At 62.6% G+C, this 15,842-nt stretch carries 14 protein-coding genes; 2 read left to right on the forward strand and 12 right to left on the reverse strand.

Annotated elements, in window-relative coordinates; genetic code table 11:
- The 3 genes from NKJ46_RS10330 to NKJ46_RS10340 form a co-directional block, all read right to left on the reverse strand.
- The gene (locus NKJ46_RS10330) at window positions 1-1,053 is read right to left on the reverse strand and encodes a M14 family metallopeptidase (RefSeq protein WP_352664593.1); all 1,053 of its coding nucleotides are present in this window, start codon (window positions 1,051-1,053) and stop codon (window positions 1-3) included.
- Window positions 1,054-1,154: 101 nt separating this feature from the next.
- Window positions 1,155-2,531, reverse strand: coding sequence for an FAD-containing oxidoreductase (locus tag NKJ46_RS10335; RefSeq protein ID WP_352664595.1), 1,377 nt, complete (start codon window positions 2,529-2,531; stop codon window positions 1,155-1,157).
- On the reverse strand, window positions 2,528-2,989 hold the full coding sequence (locus NKJ46_RS10340) for a DUF4126 domain-containing protein (protein ID WP_352664597.1): 462 nt from the start codon (window positions 2,987-2,989) through the stop codon (window positions 2,528-2,530). The genes NKJ46_RS10335 and NKJ46_RS10340 overlap by 4 nt, the downstream gene beginning before the upstream one ends.
- Window positions 2,990-3,136: 147 nt before the next feature.
- Between NKJ46_RS10340 and NKJ46_RS10345 the strand changes: the two genes are divergently transcribed.
- Complete coding sequence (locus NKJ46_RS10345) at window positions 3,137-3,694, forward strand: sugar O-acetyltransferase (RefSeq protein ID WP_352664599.1); 558 nt, start codon at window positions 3,137-3,139, stop codon at window positions 3,692-3,694.
- Window positions 3,695-3,700: 6 nt separating this feature from the next.
- Here the strand turns inward: NKJ46_RS10345 and NKJ46_RS10350 are convergent, their stop codons facing one another.
- The gene (locus NKJ46_RS10350; protein WP_352664601.1) at window positions 3,701-4,687 is read right to left on the reverse strand and encodes a helix-turn-helix domain-containing protein; all 987 of its coding nucleotides are present in this window, start codon (window positions 4,685-4,687) and stop codon (window positions 3,701-3,703) included.
- 128 nt (window positions 4,688-4,815) lie between these two features.
- Between NKJ46_RS10350 and NKJ46_RS10355 the strand changes: the two genes are divergently transcribed.
- Window positions 4,816-5,463 (forward strand): cysteine hydrolase family protein, encoded by a 648-nt coding sequence (locus NKJ46_RS10355; RefSeq protein ID WP_352664603.1) that lies wholly within the window; start codon window positions 4,816-4,818, stop codon window positions 5,461-5,463.
- Window positions 5,464-5,542: 79 nt separating this feature from the next.
- On the opposite strand, the gene NKJ46_RS10360 is transcribed toward NKJ46_RS10355, so the two are convergent.
- The 8 genes from NKJ46_RS10360 to NKJ46_RS10395 form a co-directional block, all read right to left on the reverse strand.
- Window positions 5,543-7,222, reverse strand: coding sequence for a formate--tetrahydrofolate ligase (locus NKJ46_RS10360; RefSeq protein WP_352466802.1), 1,680 nt, complete (start codon window positions 7,220-7,222; stop codon window positions 5,543-5,545).
- 307 nt (window positions 7,223-7,529) lie between these two features.
- Window positions 7,530-8,654, reverse strand: coding sequence for a DUF2333 family protein (locus NKJ46_RS10365; protein WP_352488967.1), 1,125 nt, complete (start codon window positions 8,652-8,654; stop codon window positions 7,530-7,532).
- A 15-nt stretch (window positions 8,655-8,669) separates the two neighbouring features.
- A complete protein-coding gene (locus NKJ46_RS10370; RefSeq protein ID WP_352664605.1) occupies window positions 8,670-9,974 on the reverse strand; it encodes a DUF6638 family protein in 1,305 nt (434 codons plus the stop codon).
- 198 nt (window positions 9,975-10,172) lie between these two features.
- Window positions 10,173-12,083 carry an AAA family ATPase gene (locus NKJ46_RS10375; protein ID WP_352664607.1) on the reverse strand — a complete coding sequence of 637 codons (1,911 nt, stop codon included), beginning with the start codon at window positions 12,081-12,083 and terminating at the stop codon, window positions 10,173-10,175.
- A 24-nt stretch (window positions 12,084-12,107) separates the two neighbouring features.
- Window positions 12,108-13,253: a hypothetical protein gene (locus tag NKJ46_RS10380; protein WP_352565770.1), complete on the reverse strand. Its 1,146-nt coding sequence runs from the start codon at window positions 13,251-13,253 to the stop codon at window positions 12,108-12,110.
- A 35-nt stretch (window positions 13,254-13,288) separates the two neighbouring features.
- A complete protein-coding gene (locus tag NKJ46_RS10385) occupies window positions 13,289-14,377 on the reverse strand; it encodes a hypothetical protein (protein ID WP_352615510.1) in 1,089 nt (362 codons plus the stop codon).
- Window positions 14,378-14,580: 203 nt separating this feature from the next.
- Entirely contained in the window at window positions 14,581-14,970 is a 390-nt protein-coding gene (locus NKJ46_RS10390) for a c-type cytochrome (protein WP_352664609.1), read from the reverse strand.
- A gap of 126 nt (window positions 14,971-15,096) precedes the next feature.
- Window positions 15,097-15,708: a thymidine kinase gene (locus tag NKJ46_RS10395; protein WP_352664611.1), complete on the reverse strand. Its 612-nt coding sequence runs from the start codon at window positions 15,706-15,708 to the stop codon at window positions 15,097-15,099.
- Window positions 15,709-15,842: the final 134 nt, after the last annotated feature.

Consider the following 15,842-nt stretch of genomic DNA (forward strand, 5'->3'; position numbering starts at 1 on the left):
TCAGTCCTCCAGCGTCCCCGACCTTGCATCGGCGCTCGTCCTGTCGCCGACCAGCTTCAAGAGGTCTTCGCCGGCGCGGATGATGCGCCGGGAACGCCGGGTCAGGATGAGGCCCGCCTGCGGCGCCAACACTTCCGTGCGGCCGTCGGGCTCACCGGGCGCGTGGACGATGGTGGCAAGTCGCGCACCCTTGGTGACGCGATCGCCCGGCTTCACGTCGAAGAGGATCGCGCCCGAGCGGGGCGCCGGCATCATCTCGATGTTTTCGATAGGTGCGACGAGCCCAACGAAGCTGCCAGGCGCGGACAGCGCCTGATCCCGGATGACGCCGCGCGCCACCAGCAGCCGGTAGAGCCCCTCGGCATCGGCGCCGGCCAGGGCGCCGTCGACATCGAGTATGCCGCGATATTCGACGGTGGTGGCGACGCGCCGGTCGAGGCGCGCCACGTCGGCGGGAACGTTTTGGTATGGCATGATCGAGGCGCCTTCGAAGGTGCCGTCGGGATCTTCGTCCCACAGCATCACCGCATCGACGCCCATGGCCGCCGCACAGTCCGCCATGGCCGGCCACAGGCTGGTGTGGACGTAGAGATAGGCGAGGCCTTCATCGTCGCAATGCAGGTCGAGCACGATGTCGTGGCCGATGGAGAGCTGCAGCAGCCGCGCCTTCAGCCGCTGGTCGACCGTGCCGTGCGCCGGCAGCAGCGAGAGGTCGGGCGCGGCGAGCCGCGGAAAGCCACGGTTGAAATTGGTGCGCGTGCCCAGATGAAAGCGGCCCTGATGGTCGCCGTAAAGATATTGCGCGCGGCCGATCGGATTAGCCCAGGGCACGATGGTCATATTGCCGGTGATGCGGCCCTCGGCTTCCGCCTTTTCCAGCATCGGCATCAGTGCATCGATGGCGACGACGCCCGGCAATTCGCCGGCATGAAGTGCCGCCTGCAGATAGGCGGAAGGCGGCGCCGTCTTGTCTGTTCCGGTGAAGCGGAAGACGGGGAATTCGTAGGAAACGCCTTCGCTGTCGCCGGCGATGCGTTCGATGGATTTCTGCATGGGATGCCTCCGGGAGAAGAGGCGGAACACATGCCCTTTTGCCCCTGGGCTGTCGATTGGTCCAGCCGGCGCCGCTATGGGCGCACGACTCTACCCGGCGCTCACACCAGCGGCTTGAGTTCCTGGGCGATGGTCGGCAGAAGCTCCGAGACGTTCGGGTGGATGTGCACGGCGCGCGCCAGTGTGCTGACCGGCGCCTTGGCATACATCAGGTCGAGCACGCAGTGCACCGCTTCGTCGCCGCCCGGGCCGAGCACCGAACAGCCGAGGATCTCCCTGGTGTCGGCATCGACCAGGATCTTCATGAAACCTTGCGTCTCACCTTTTTCGACGGCACGGCTGACGCGGGTCATTGGCCGCTGGCCGACCAGGGCGCGGCGACCGGATTTCCTGACCGCGGCTTCGGTCATGCCGCAGCGGCCGAGTGGTGGGTCGATATAGAGCGCGTAGGCCTCGATGCGGTCGCTGACCTTGCGCGGATCGTTGTCGAGCAGGTTGGCGGCGACGATCTCGTAGTCGTTGTACGAGGTGTGGGTGAAGGCGCCCTTGCCGTTGCAGTCGCCCATTGCCCAGATGCCGGGCACGCTGGTGCGCAACTGGTCGTCGACGACGATGAAGCCGCGTTTGTCGACCTCGACGCCGGGTTTGTCGAGGCCGAGATCGTCGGTGTTTGGCGTGCGGCCGAGCGCCAGCAGCACATGCGAGCCGACCGCAGCTGCCTTGCCTGGCGAGAAGGTCACGGCGATTTCGTTGCCTCGCCTGGCGAAGCGGATGTCGTCGGCGCCGAGATGGACGGCAATGGCTTCGTTTTCGAGGATCGACAAAATGGCGTCCGAGACATCCTCGTCCTCGCGGCCGATCAGGCGCGGGCTTTTTTCGATGACTGTGACTTCGGAACCGAAGCGACGGAACATCTGCGCGAATTCGAGCGAGACATAGCTGCCGCCGACAACGATGAGATGGCGCGGCAGCACGTCGAGATCCATCATCGACGAGTTGGTGAGGTAGGATACGTCGTTGACACCGGGCAGGTCGGGCACCGAGGCGCGGCCACCGGTGTTGAGGAATATCCTTTCGGCGCTCAGCAGATCGTCGCCGACGCGCACCGTATTGGCGCTCACGAAACGCGCATGGCCGCGATAGAGCGTGCATTTGTCCATGCCGGCAATCCAGTCTTCGAGATTGCCGCGTGCGTCGTTGGAGACCTTGTCCTTGCGCGCCTTGATCGCCTTGTAGTTGACGCCGACGGGACCGGAGAGCGTCACCCCGTAGTCCGCGGCGGAGCGGGCAAGATGCGCGGCATAGGCGCTTGCTACCATCGTTTTGGTCGGCGTGCAGCCGGTGTTGACGCAAGTGCCGCCGACCAGCTTTCGCTCGATCAGCGCCACGCTCATGCCGGCCGCATTCAGCCGGCCGGCGAGCGGTGGGCCGGCCTGCCCGGCACCGACGATGATGGCGTCGAATGTCTTTGCCGTCATGCCACCGCCGCCACGATCAGAAGCCCGCCGACGATCGCCACCGCGTCCTCGATGAAGGCGGCGGGCGGGTCCTTGCCGAAGGCGGTGGCCAGGCGCTTGCGCGCCTCGGCGCCGCCCAGCGTGCCGATCACCGCACCGATGACGCCCGCGATCAGGCCGCCGATGATGGCGCCACCGGTGGCGCCGATCACCGCGCCGGTGAAAGCGCCCAGGACGATGCGCGTGCCGAATTGCTGCGGCACCTTGCGGCTCGGCGTCGATGGCAGCTGGTCGGTGACCAGTTCGGCGATGGCCAGGATGGTGAAGATGCCGACGGCGATCCAGTGGCCCATGAAGCTCGCCCAGGTGCCGGCGACCGGCAGCCAGCCAAGCCAGGCGCCCCAGGCGACCGCTGCGGGCGCGGTCATGGCGCGAAGCCCGGCAACGATGCCGATCAGGAGTGCAAGAATGTACAGCATGATCGATCCCCTCGATGGCCGGCTTGGGACAGGTCCGAGAAGGCAAGCTACCATAGGTCGGGTATTTGACCAGAGGTGGTGTCGCCGCCGGTGCTTTCGTATTTTCACCACTTGTGCTTTGGCAAAGTTGAAACTGGAGTTGCGGCCATGAGGGGGAGCGAACGCACGAAAATGGCGGCGGGCGAGTGGTATTGCTGCCTCGATCCGGAACTGGAGGCGCTGCGCATTACGTCGCGCGACGCGGTGTTCGAGCACAACAGCCTGCCACCCCGGCAGCGTGGCGATATCGGGCCTGGATTGCGGACGTTGCTCGGCGCTGCGGGCGAGGGCGCCCGGATCGAGGCGCAATTCCACTGTGCCTATGGCTTCAACATCTTCCTCGGCGACCGCGTTTTTCTCAATGCCGGCTGCACCATCCTCGACACGGCGCCAGTCCGCATCGGCAAGGGAACGCTGCTCGGCCCCAATGTGCAGATCTATTGCGCCGAGCACCACAAGGAGGCCGCCGGACGACGGGCAGGGCTGGAGATGGCCAGGCCGGTCGAGATCGGCGACAATGCCTGGATCGGCGGAAGTGCCATCATCCTCGGCGGGGTCAGGATCGGCGATGGCGCTATCGTCGGCGCCGGTGCCGTGGTGACGCGCGACGTCGCGGCGAACATCACTGTGGTTGGTAATCCGGCACGGATAATCAGGAACGGCTGAGCCGGATCAACGTGAAGCGCCGCGTCTATTGAGATCGACACTCCTCGAGAATTCGCGCCGGTACTGCGCCGGCGAGGTTCTGAGGCGCGCTGCGAAATGCTGGCGCAGCGAGGTGGCGCTGCCGAAGCCGGCCTCGAAGGCAACCGTGTCCATCGATTTTTCAGTTGCTTCCAGCAGCCGCTGCGCCAGCTGGACGCGCTGGTCGGTCAGCCAGTCGCCGAAACTGGTGCCGATCGATTTCTGGAAACGGCGCGTGAACGTCCGGCGGGTGAGCCCGGCGTGACCGGCAACGCTGTCCAGACTGTGCGGCTCACCCAACGTTTTGCGCACTGTTTCGAGAGCCTGGGTAAAGCGGTCCGCATTGCCGGTCCTGGCGATGGGACGTTCGATGAATTGCGCCTGCCCGCCCTGCCTATGCGGAGAAAGCACGATCTGCCGGGCAAGGCGAAGTGCCGCCTCCGCGCCGTAACGAGCCCGTACGACGTGCAGGCAGCAGTCGAGCCCGGCGGCGACGCCGGCGGATGTCACGACATCGCCATTGTCGATGTAGAGCACTTCCGGTTCGACGAGAATGTCGGGATAGAGTTCCTGCAGCTGATCCGCGTAGGCCCAGTGCGTCGCCGCTCGCCGCCCTGAGAGCAGTCCGGTCGCCGCGACAGCGAACGTTCCCAGGCACAGTCCGACGATCAGCGCGCCGCGCCGGTGCGCGCCAAGCAACGCGTCGATCAATGCCGCTGGAGGCGAGCTCCCGAGATCCTTCCAGCTTGGCACGATGACGATGTCGGCGTCATCGAGCGCGGAAAGCCCGTGCGGGACGCTGATGGTCAGCCCGGCATCGGTGCGGATCGGGCCGTCCTCAATCGCGCAGACCCGGAAGTCGAAGCGCGGCAGGCCAAGCGTCGTGCGATCCGCGCCGAACACGAGACACGGCACGGAGAGATGAAACGGGCTGATGCCATCGAAGGCGATGGCGGCAACGGCAGGATCGGTCATGGCAGCACCAACAGGAGTAACAGCCAATTGTCCCAATTCTTTCGAATAATGTCAATTGGGACACTTTTTGCAATCCCGTGCCGAGCTTATCGTCCACCCATCAATGTCCAACGGGAAAGGAAAACCCCATGTCGCAACCAGCCAAAGGCAAAGCTCCACGCCGCGCCCTCATCGTCATCGATGTTCAGAACGACTATGACGGCGGCAACCTCGCCATCCAGCATCCGCCCTTCCGCGACAGCGTCGTCAATGTAGCGCGAGCGATGGACGCGGCCACCGAGGCAGGCGTCAAGGTGGTGGTCATCAAGCAGTTGGCGCCGGAAACCTCACCGGTCTTCGCCAAGGGCAGCCATGGCGCCGAGTTGCACCCGGAAATCGCCAGGCGAAACCGCGACCACTACATCGAAAAGAACTTGCCCAGCGGCTTCACCGGCACAGACCTCGAGGAGTGGCTGCGCGCCAACTCTATCGATACGATCACAGTCATTGGCTACATGACGCATAATTGCGATCTGTCGACGGTCATCCACGCCGTGCATATGGGCTTCGAGGTGGAGTTCCTGTCGGACGCGACGGGGTCGTTGCCGTACGCCAACAGCGCCGGTTACGCTTCGGGGGAGGAAATCCATCGCGTGGTGACGATCGTCCTGCAGTCGCGCTTCGCGGCCGTTCTCAAGACCGCCGAGTGGATCGATTGCCTGAACACCGGCGTGGTACCCCAGCACGACACACCTTATGCCTCCAACCAGCGCGCGCTGGCGCGAAGCGCTGCGTAGGGACGAGATCGTCGCGAAGACGCCAAAAAGGGCGCCGCAGCGTTGCGGCACCCTTTGCGGTTCGAGCGTTTGATTATCCCTAGAACAGGCCTTCGATCTGGCCCATTTCGTTCAGGAAGATCTTTTCCGAGGATGGTGCTTTGGGCAGGCCGGGCATGGTCATCACCTCGCCGCAGATGATGACGACGAAGCCGGCGCCGGCAGACAGCCTGACCTCGCGCACCGGCACGGTGTGGCCGGTCGGCGCGCCGCGCAGATTCGGATCGGTGGAGAAGGAATATTGCGTCTTGGCCATGCAGACCGGCAAATGACCGTAGCCGGCGTGCTCCCAGGCGTGGAGCTGGTCGCGCACCGATTTGTCGGCGATCGCTTCGGAACCGCGATAGATGCGCTGGACGATGGTGTTGATCTTCTCGAACAGCGGCATGGCGTCGGGATACAGCGGGGCAAATTGCGACGCGCCGGATTCGGCCAAAGCCACGACTCTTTTGGCCAGTTCCTCGATGCCGGCCGATCCCTGAGCCCAGTGCTTGCACAGGATCGCCTCTTCGCCCATCGAGGCGACGTAATCCTTCATCGCCTGGATCTCGGCCTCGGTGTCGGAGTAGAAATGGTTGATGGCGACCACTGCCGGCACACCGAACTGGCGGATGTTCTCGATGTGGCGGCCGAGATTTGCACATCCCTTCTTGACCGCCTCGACGTTCTCCTTGCCGAGATCTTCTTTCTTGACGCCGCCATTCATCTTCATGGCGCGAACCGTGGCGACGATGACCGCCGCGGCGGGCCTTAGGCCGGCCTTGCGGCATTTGATGTCGAAGAACTTTTCGGCACCGAGATCGGCACCGAAACCGGCTTCGGTGACGACGTAATCGGCAAGCTTCAGCGCCGTCGTGGTGGCAACGACGGAGTTACAGCCATGCGCGATGTTGGCGAAGGGGCCGCCATGCACGAAGGCCGGGTTGTTCTCCAGCGTCTGCACGAGATTGGGCTGCATGGCGTCCTTCAAGAGCACGGCCATGGCGCCATCGGCCTTGAGGTCGCGGGCATAGACGGCCGACTTGTCACGGCGATAGGCGACGATGATGTCGCCGAGGCGCTTTTCCAGGTCCTTCAGGTCGGTCGACAGGCACAGGATGGCCATGACTTCCGAGGCGACTGTGATGTCGAAACCGGCCTCGCGCGGGAAACCGTTGGCGACGCCGCCGAGCGAACAGATGATCTCGCGCAGCGACCGGTCGTTCATGTCCATGACGCGGCGCCAGACGACACGGCGGGTGTCGATGCCGAGCTCGTTGCCCCAATAGATGTGGTTGTCGATCAGCGCCGACAGCAAGTTATGCGCGGTGGTGATGGCATGGAAATCGCCGGTGAAGTGGAGGTTCATGTCCTCCATCGGCACGACCTGCGCGTAGCCGCCGCCGGCGGCACCGCCCTTGACGCCGAAATTCGGTCCGAGCGAAGCCTCGCGGATGCAGACGATGGCCTTCTTGCCGATGCGGTTGAGGCCATCGCCCAAGCCCACCGTCGTCGTCGTCTTGCCTTCGCCGGCCGGTGTCGGGTTGATGGCGGTGACGAGGATCAGCTTGCCGTCCTTGTTGCCCTTCACCGACTTGATGAACTCGGCCGAGATCTTCGCCTTGTCGTGGCCGTAGGGCAGAAGATGTTCGCTCGGAATGCCGATCTTTTGGCCGATCTCCTGGATCTGCTTCTTCCTGGCGCCGCGCGCGATCTCGATGTCGGACTTCACTTCGGCCATGACGGCTTCCCTCTGGATTGGACGGATTTGACTAGTGTGGTCGCAAGAACAGCCCGGCATTGCAGGCGCGAGCATGTTCTACCCCTGTCGCTGCCGCGGCGTCAACTTTCATGCAACTATGTTTCCTGCGAAGAAAATACCTCTGCCGCCGGCCGCTCTGCTACAGGTTCTTTTTTGCGCCGGTTGCAGCGCCGTATAGAAGCCAGAGCAGGCGCGGTTCCGCCGTCTCAAAACAGCCGCCTAATACGCGAAAAGCGACAGAAGCAACGGCGCAAATTCACCAGCGCCGGCCGTGCGGAACGATCCGCTACTGCGTCAGCACGTTGCTGATCTCGACCATGTTCGAGCGCACCCTGAGTATGTAAAAGCCCATCGTCGTCAGATGTGTCGGCAACAGCCAGCCGTCCTCGCGGCCATTGGCGATGATGAAGGGCTGGATGCGCAGCGCCGAGACGAATTGCGCGTCCATCGTATCCCACAGGTTCTGCAGGTGCTTTTCCTTGATGACGTCCTCAAAGTCGGCCTGTGCGCCTTTCATCAGCCCGTAATAGGCATAGAGCTGGCCATAGGCGAACCAGAAGCGGTCGTCGGCGCGGGTGTCGAACCAGCCATTATTGTGGTTTTCGGCACGCTCCTTGAGGATCGCCGAGGTCGAACCGATATCGGACGAGATGCGGTCGATATACTGCTTGAGATTGTCGGCGCGGGCATCGAACGTCGCCTGGCAGGCTGCGAGGCGGGCGTTGAAGGAACGCAGCTTGCGCACTGCGTCGCGATAGTAGCTCGGCGTCGGCGTCTTGGGACCGAACGGGTTCAAGCCGAAGTACCAGGTTTCCTCATCAAACTGCAGATTGCCGCGGGCGTCCTGCAGGTCGGCGTCGATCTGCGAGGTGGTGCGGACGCGGCCGAGATTATCGGCAAGCTCGGTCGCCGTGCGCCGCACCGCCTGGTTGATGCCGCGCTGGAACGAAGCCTTGTTGTCCATGAACGGCGTGTGGTCCCAGTCGATGCCGAACAGGCCGAGCTTGTAGAGGATCATCGACGACACCCAGGCATTCTGGTTGACGTTGAAGTCGGTCAGGTCGGCCGCAACCTGGGCAATGGCTGAATTTCCGCAGGTCTTGGCCGTGTCGGTGCCGGCGCCGGCGGAAACCTGTTCACCGGCGGAGCTGTTGCGTTTTTCGAACGTGTATTTGTCGACGTAATTCGGGTCGAAATTGTTCCACCACTGGGTGGCGTAGAAGAAATTGACATAGAGGCCGATCAGCACGAGCACAGCCAGGCCGAGCACCGCCTTCAGTATCCAGCCGCGTTGCGTGTACCAGCGCCCCGCCCACAGGAACGGCCACAGGATCGCACCGACGACCAAGCCGATGCCGCGGCCAATCCACTGGAAAATCCGGGTGAAGAAACTCACGATCGGATCAAGCATGGCGATATCACCCCCTCAGTCAGTCAAGCCGTAGAGGCGTGTGCGAAACGCCACCTTGTCCTTCAGATATGTGGTTTTCAGAACGTCCACAACATGCGATCTCCAGGCGTCGCTGAAGCCTTCATAATCCCTGTAGAAGCCCGGCTTGTTGAAGACGTAACGCGAGACGAAGTCCTGCGGCACGAAGTCCGAGATCAGCTGGTTGGTCAGCCAGGCGTCGGGATGGTCCGGCTTGGCGCGGATGACCAGGAAGCGCTGCTGCGGGAACACGTCCTCGATCTTGAGATGGCCGAGCTGGGCGATCTCGCGCTTGGCGGCGTTGAGGAAGGGAAAATTGCCGTCCCTGGTAATCAGATCGGTATGGCCGTGGATCCAGGTCTGCAGCCAGACCTTGTCGACGTCGGTCAGATTGCGGTCGGGATCGGCGTCGCGGATCAGCGCGCGCACCACCATTTCGGCGCGATGCTCGAGATAACCGGAGGTTTCGATCCATGAGGCGCGCGGCAGCTCGATGCGGCCGGTCGAGGCGAGGAACTTGAATACCTTGTCGGCGTCGTGGATCGAAAGGTAACTCACCTGCCATGGCCGCGAGCGGCGAAAGCCCGGCGCTGCCGGGTCGCTGATCACCGTCGTCACGTCGGGATCGACGAACACATAGAGCCCGCCGAAATGGCTGGTCCAATAGGCGTTGTGGCGGAAGATCACCTGGTCCGGCACCAGCGCATTCTCGCGGATGTCGCCGCAGATCTTCGCCAGCTCGACCATGTGGGCAAGCATGGTGTTGTCGCGCCAGGCATCCGGCTCCTGCTTCAGCCGGTCGACCAGCTTGCCGAGTTCGGCGGCCTTGCCGAGCACGTCCTCCGCCGACAGCACCTTGAATTCGACCTGGTTGATCGACAGCAGGTCCTCGATGTCGTCGACCTTGGGGACCGAATCCTCGATCTCGCCATAGATGACGTCCTTGATCGTCAGCGCATCGATGGCACGCTGGTTCTTGGACATGAATTCGTACATCAGCAGCGAGGTGTTGGAAAAAGCCGTGTGCACCACCGGCAGGTCGATCTGCGACGGCGTCAGGATGATGAAGCGGCGGTTGACCTCGTTCGGATCGAGGTAGCTGTAGTCGCCGCATTCCTCGGCGACCTGCGGCGAAAAGCCGGTGCGGTCGATCTCGAAGCTTTTCAATTTGGTCGGCTTCAAGCCGAACGCGACCATCGCCTTGTTGTAGCGCTGGATCAGGTGCGGCTCGTCGATCGTCAGCAGCCGGCCGTAGATCAGCTCGTTGTCGCGCAACAGATCGGGCTTCTTGGCGGGGCTCATGCTTTCTTCTTCCCGTTCACGGGGAGAAGGTGTCCGAACGGCGGATGAGGGGCGCGAACGCTCCTTCTCCCCTTGTGGGAGAAGGTGGCCGAGCGAAGCTCGGTCGGATGAGGGGTGTTCCAGCTTGACGAATACCCCTCATCCCTCGCCTTCGGCGACACCTTCTCCCACAAGGGGAGAAGGGGGCGTCGGCGCATCTCACGCATTCCACAGCCCTTTCTTCTTCATCTCCTCGATCTCACGGACGGCACGCTCCCGCAGACGGGTGTCGCGGATCATCTTGGTCACCGCCGCATCGTCGGACTTGTCGGAGTAGCGGAATTCGGAATCCGCGTAGCGGTTGATCTCCTGCATGACCATGTCCATCGAGAATGGCCCGCGCAGCTCCTCGATCATCGCTTTCTTGTCGTCGTAACCCTTGTGCATGAAGGCTTCCGGCTTTTCGAACCACTCGTCCGGCAATTCGATGTCCATGGCGCGCATCTTGATGGCGTCGGTGACGTTCTTGATGGCGCGGCCGGTAAAGCGCGGCTCGGCATCCTTGATCATATGCAGATAAGTGCCGATGTCGGCCATCGTCTTTGGCGCGCCGTTCTCCTTCATGTAGCGCTCATAGACCTTCATCAACCCGTCTTCCTGCGGCTTCTCATGCTCCTCGTAAGCTTCCATCACGGCGCGCTGGATTTCTTGCGCCGCATAGAGCTTGTGGTCGCCGAGCGGGATCTTGTGGTTCTTGCCGGCGAGCAGGACGAAGATGTCGATGTAGTCGTCGCGGCTCTGCGGGCCGTCGACCAGCCAGCGGGCGCCGGCGCGCTGGCGTAGCGCGTCGTCGACGTTTTCGGGATAGTTGGAAAACATGCCGAACGAGCAGTTGCCGCGCACCACGGTCGCCGCACCTCCAAACGCGTCCATAAGCACGCCGGTGATTTCCTGCTGGCCGGCGGAGGCACGGTCGTCTGAGCGGCGTGCGGCGACCTGGTCGATATCGTCGATGGTGCCGAAGCCGATGACGCGCGGGTTCAGCACATTGTTGATGAACTGGCGGCAGTTCTGGCCGGACTTGCCCTGGTAGGACGAGATCTGGTCGACGCCGAAATTCTCGTAGGCGAAGGGATAGCCGGCGACCTGGCAATAACCATTGAGAAGGCCGGCGATCATCTGGATCAAGGTTGTCTTGCCGGTGCCGGGCGCGCCATCGCCGATGAAGGTGAACAGGAAGCCGCCGAGCTCGACGAACGGGTTCAGCTCGCGCTCGAAATCGTAGGCCATCAGCATCTTGGCGAGCTTGACCGACTGGTATTTGGCGATGTGGTTGCCGACGACCTCTTCCGGTTTTTTGAAGGTCATCACCAGCGGCTTTGCCCGCTTGCCCGGCGCGACGTCGAAACCGTCAAGGGTAAAATCGTCGACGTCGATGCGGATATGCGCGTTCTCGAACGGGCCGATGCCGTCGAAGCGGCCCTTTCGCGCCAACAGCCCGTCGATGGCGACGCGGGCGAAGGCGCGGGCGCGGGTCATCAGGTCGGCATCGTCCTTCGAACCTGCTATCGACCTGTCGAGCCCGGCTACGATCGACTTCACCGCATCCTGTGGCGTGTCGAACAGAAAGTCCGGCTCGGGCGTGTCGTTCGGCGCCTCGCCGTCGCTGTCGATCAGCTGGAACAGATAGGAGGCAAGGCTGAAGGCGGAGATGTAGGCAGAGGCCGACAGCAGCTTCTTGAAGGTGGCAGCTTCATCGCCTTCGAGCGGCGCGCGGGCATTTTTCGCCTGCAGGCTTTCGAGGTCCGAGCCCTCGGCGAAGACATCCGATATGGCCAGCGCTATCGCCAGCCCGCGCCGGGCGCGAAACAACAGCGTGTGCTGCGGGATGGTCAGCAACTGGTCGTCGGAATGAACGGCGGCGACGGTTTTGGCGAGCTCGACCTCGCGCGTGCGGCGCACCGAGCCGACCGAGACGGTCGAGACGAAGCGGCGGTTGGTGCCGGCAAGCGCGGTGCCGGACTCGCGCGATGGGTCTTCCAGCACGACGATGCGGGTGATGAAACTTTGCGCAGTGGCACGGTGCTTTTCAATTGCCGCTTCCGGAATGGTGGTCAGGCCGGTGTCCATGGAGGATGCTCCGCGATTTGACGGTCAGACGTCGCTGATGACCTGCCCTTTGGACAGGATGTGGACCTTGTAGCCCGAAAAGATCTTCTGCGCCTCGCCGGCGGCATAGAGCGCCTGATAGGCCTCGTGCGGGATCAGCGCATGGTTCTCATAGCTCGACACGCCTTGCCGCGCGGCCTCGAGATCGTCGGTATTGATGAAGAATTCCTGCGTCGTCTTTTCGCTCGAAAACAGCCCCTTGCGGCCTGGCTTTTCGGCCTTGGAAAAGACCTCCTGGATGGTCCAGGTCAGCAGCCAGGCGTTTTCCGGCTTGCGGACCTTGGCCAGCACTTCGCTCACCGTCGAATTGTTGTCGGTAATCCCTGCAGAATAGAACGGGCCGAGCACGACGCGACGCAGCTGCTTGGGATGCAGCGGCTCGAAATCCTTGTCGAGGTTGACCGCGATGGTCGCCGGCGACAGCGCGTAGGCGGAATTCTTCTCGGTGAAATCGTCAAAACGGTGGGCAAGCTCGGGATTGAGCAAGCCGTCGACCGGCAGCGGAATGTCGACCCTCTCATTAAGCTTGCCGCTGGAGTCGACAAGCTGCCGGATCATGTCGTCCGAGGAATCCTCGACCGTCACCATATAGACAAGCGGCAGGTTGGCGCTGCCGTCGAAGCAGGCCCAGTGGACCAGATAATAGGGTCGCAACGTCTTCGGATTGACCGACACCTTGACCGTCTGGGCCAGGGTGAACGGGCCGAAGGTGGTCTCACTCTTGACGTCCTCGAGGTAAAGCCGCTCGGCCATCGACTTCTGCAGCGCTTCGGGGAATTCCTTGTGGCGCAGGATGAAGTCCGCCATTTCCTCGCGTAGCTCGTCGGCCAGCGGGAGATTGGCGAGGCGCGCATCGGCCTGGAGCCGGTCGTTCTCCAACTCGAGCAGGTTCTGGAAGACCGGGAAACCGCTTTCGGCGCGCGAGATGCGGAACGTCTCGGTGAAGCCCAGCCGGTTGCGCCAGCACGAGAACGACTTGTCGAGCCGCGCAATATATTCGGCGACGACCTTGGCGACGATGCCGTGCCGGTAGAGCGGCGAGCGATCGTCGCGCATGAACACTTCGAGGCCGCCAAGTGCCGCCGCGATCGCCGAGAAATAGCGCGCCGCGGCTTCGTTTTCGGGGGTCATGCTGCCAGCCCTTGGGAGCAGTGCACGTGCAGCAATTACGACTGCACGTAATTTGCCGAATTGTGCTTCTTCATCACATCGTCGAAGCGGCGGGCGAAGGCATCGTCGGCGAGCTTCTTGCGGCGCTGGATGTCGGCGGTGGCGACCATGTTCTTCTCATGCATTTCAAGCAGATCGCCAATGTGCTTTTGTGAGGCGGCACCGATGCCGGCCATGGTCTCTTCGGCGGTGTTGTCGACCTGGCTGCCCAGCGTGTTGATCTTGTGGGCGACATCCTGCTGGGCGGCGGTCTTCAGTGAATCTTCCAGCGCCTTGTATAGAACGATGCGCTGCTCGGTATCGATGGTCAGTTTGTTAATCAGCGTCGATTGCGCCGCGATCTGATTGTTGAGCGAATCGACGAAGGTCTGGAACATCGAGGTGTAGCGCTCCAGCGTCTGGCTTTCGGCCAGCAATTCCTGCTCCTTGGCCTGCTTCTCGTTGTATTCCGTGGCCAGTTTCGAGCGTTCGCCTTCAAGCTGCGTACGCTCCTTCTGGCTGGTCGAGGCGGCGATCTTGTTCTCGATGTCGAGCAGCATCGGGTTGAGTTCCTCGATGCGCTTCTGCACGGTCTCGAGATTGGACATGGTGGTCTTGCGGCGCTCGATCACCTGCGACAGGCTGGCCTCGGAGGTCTTGTAGCGGGTGTCGAGAACCTGCTTCTGCGCCTTGAGGATGCCGACGATGGTATCGGATTTCGCCAGCAGCTCCTGCAAATTGCCGGCCAGCGACATGTTGCGGACGCGGTCGGTGCGCAGGCGCTGCTTGCGCTGGCTGGAGAAGACACCGACGAAATTCTCCCAGCCGGTGTAGTTCTTCATGCTCTCGAATTCGGCACCGAAGACGTTGGTGGCGTCCTCGAGGCCGATGATCAGGTCGGCAATATTGCCTTCCATCACCTTCTGCTGCTTCAGCACATCCTCGATGCGGGCGTTCTCGATGTCGAAATTGGCGTCGCCGATCTTCTTGTCGGCGGTGGCGAGCGTGTCGAGCACGCTACCGGACTGCTCGATCTTGGTGCGCATGTCCTCCACGACCTGCTTGGTCTTGGCAATCTCGGCATCGAAATTCTGCAATGTCGCCATTGGGGCCTCCCGCTTCGGCATCGGTTTCGTTTCGCAAACCGCCGCGAATATATGTGCCGGGTTTGGCGAATGAAAGACGGAAGACATGGGATTACAGGAAAACAAAAGAATTTCAGGAGGCCGACCGCAGGATAGTCAGGCAATGATTACGGTGTAACTGCCGTCCGGTCAGACACCGCTTCAACCATGCTCGGGAGCGACGCTCAGGGCTTGGGATCGGCCTTGAGGTAGGCGATGACGTTGGCGATGTCGTCGTCGCTGGTCAGGCCGGAGAAGGCCATTTTGTTGCCGGGGACCTTCTGGCGGGGCGCGCGCAGGTATTCGGCAAGGTTTGCTTCGTCCCAGACCAGGCCGGCGGCGCCCGCGTCCTTCATCCCCTGCGAGTAGCGGCTGAGGTAACTGTCCGCGGTGCCGGCGGTCCGGCCGACGACACCCAGCAGATGCGGGCCGACCTTGTCGCGGTCGCTCGTAGCCTCATGACAGGCCATGCATCTGTTGAATACCTTCTTGCCGAGAGCGGCATCGCCGTCGGCATGCGCGGCAAGAGCGCCGACAATGAGGAAAGCAGCAGCAGACGAAATGGCTCGAAGCATGGGAACTCCCGACGGCTCTGGCTGAGAGGTTTTGAAATAGGAAGCAGGCCTTAACAAGCGCCGCACGATGGCGCGATTGGCGAACGAATGTCGGCCGAGAGGTCGGATGAAAGCAATAGCGCTGGTTCAGGCTTTGGTGAAGCCGATGAAATCGTCGGGCACGGCGCGGCCCACTTCTTCTTCCCAATGGCGGCGGCAGAGCGAGACATAGACATCCTTGCCGATCGCCACCTGTTCGCCCTGTTTCGCCACCTTGCCGTCGGCGCCGAGGCGCACCACCATCGTCGCCTTGCGGCCGCAACGGCAGATGGTGCGCACCTCGCGCAGGTCGTCGGCGATCGCCAGCAGGGCGCGCGAGCCGGAAAACAGCTTGCCCTGAAAATCGGTGCGCAGGCCGTAGCACATGACAGGGATGTTCAGCCGGTCGGCGATGCGGGCGAGTTGCCAGACCTGCTCCTCTTCGAGGAATTGCGCCTCGTCGACGAAGACGCAATGGACCGTGGCGTGGTCGTGATGCTCGGCGACCCGGGCAAACAGATCGTCGCCGTCGCGAAACATCTCGGCTTCCGTCTCCAGGCCGATGCGCGACGAGATCAGCCCGGTATCGCCCTTGCGGTAGTGGCCGGCGATGAACAGCATCGTCGTCATGCCGCGCTCGCAGTAATTGTACGAGGCCTGTAACAGCATCGTCGTCTTGCCGGCATTCATCGTCGCATAATGGAAGTACAGCTTGGCCATGCCGTCCTTTTAAGCCGAGTTGCAACAAAGCGGGGAGGGGGAGCGCCTACATTCCACCGGGAAAAGGCGACTTCCATCCGGAAAGCGGCGGGCGTGTCGCTGATCGGCCAGCCTGCGCCGTTGTTCGTGATTGC

It is taken from the genome of Mesorhizobium sp. M0166 (assembly GCF_040322255.1).
Classification (GTDB): domain Bacteria; phylum Pseudomonadota; class Alphaproteobacteria; order Rhizobiales; family Rhizobiaceae; genus Mesorhizobium.

What these genes read in the sequence shown, in the direction of transcription:
- NKJ46_RS10330 (WP_352664593.1), bottom strand. Translation starts at nt 1,053, where the DNA reads ATGCAGAAATCCATCGAACGCATCGCCGGCGACAGCGAAGGCGTTTCC.
- NKJ46_RS10335 (WP_352664595.1), bottom strand. Translation starts at nt 2,531, where the DNA reads ATGACGGCAAAGACATTCGACGCCATCATCGTCGGTGCCGGGCAGGCC.
- NKJ46_RS10340 (WP_352664597.1), bottom strand. Translation starts at nt 2,989, where the DNA reads ATGCTGTACATTCTTGCACTCCTGATCGGCATCGTTGCCGGGCTTCGC.
- NKJ46_RS10345 (WP_352664599.1), top strand. Translation starts at nt 3,137, where the DNA reads ATGAGGGGGAGCGAACGCACGAAAATGGCGGCGGGCGAGTGGTATTGC.
- NKJ46_RS10350 (WP_352664601.1), bottom strand. Translation starts at nt 4,687, where the DNA reads ATGACCGATCCTGCCGTTGCCGCCATCGCCTTCGATGGCATCAGCCCG.
- NKJ46_RS10355 (WP_352664603.1), top strand. Translation starts at nt 4,816, where the DNA reads ATGTCGCAACCAGCCAAAGGCAAAGCTCCACGCCGCGCCCTCATCGTC.
- NKJ46_RS10360 (WP_352466802.1), bottom strand. Translation starts at nt 7,222, where the DNA reads ATGGCCGAAGTGAAGTCCGACATCGAGATCGCGCGCGGCGCCAGGAAG.
- NKJ46_RS10365 (WP_352488967.1), bottom strand. Translation starts at nt 8,654, where the DNA reads ATGCTTGATCCGATCGTGAGTTTCTTCACCCGGATTTTCCAGTGGATT.
- NKJ46_RS10370 (WP_352664605.1), bottom strand. Translation starts at nt 9,974, where the DNA reads ATGAGCCCCGCCAAGAAGCCCGATCTGTTGCGCGACAACGAGCTGATC.
- NKJ46_RS10375 (WP_352664607.1), bottom strand. Translation starts at nt 12,083, where the DNA reads ATGGACACCGGCCTGACCACCATTCCGGAAGCGGCAATTGAAAAGCAC.
- NKJ46_RS10380 (WP_352565770.1), bottom strand. Translation starts at nt 13,253, where the DNA reads ATGACCCCCGAAAACGAAGCCGCGGCGCGCTATTTCTCGGCGATCGCG.
- NKJ46_RS10385 (WP_352615510.1), bottom strand. Translation starts at nt 14,377, where the DNA reads ATGGCGACATTGCAGAATTTCGATGCCGAGATTGCCAAGACCAAGCAG.
- NKJ46_RS10390 (WP_352664609.1), bottom strand. Translation starts at nt 14,970, where the DNA reads ATGCTTCGAGCCATTTCGTCTGCTGCTGCTTTCCTCATTGTCGGCGCT.
- NKJ46_RS10395 (WP_352664611.1), bottom strand. Translation starts at nt 15,708, where the DNA reads ATGGCCAAGCTGTACTTCCATTATGCGACGATGAATGCCGGCAAGACG.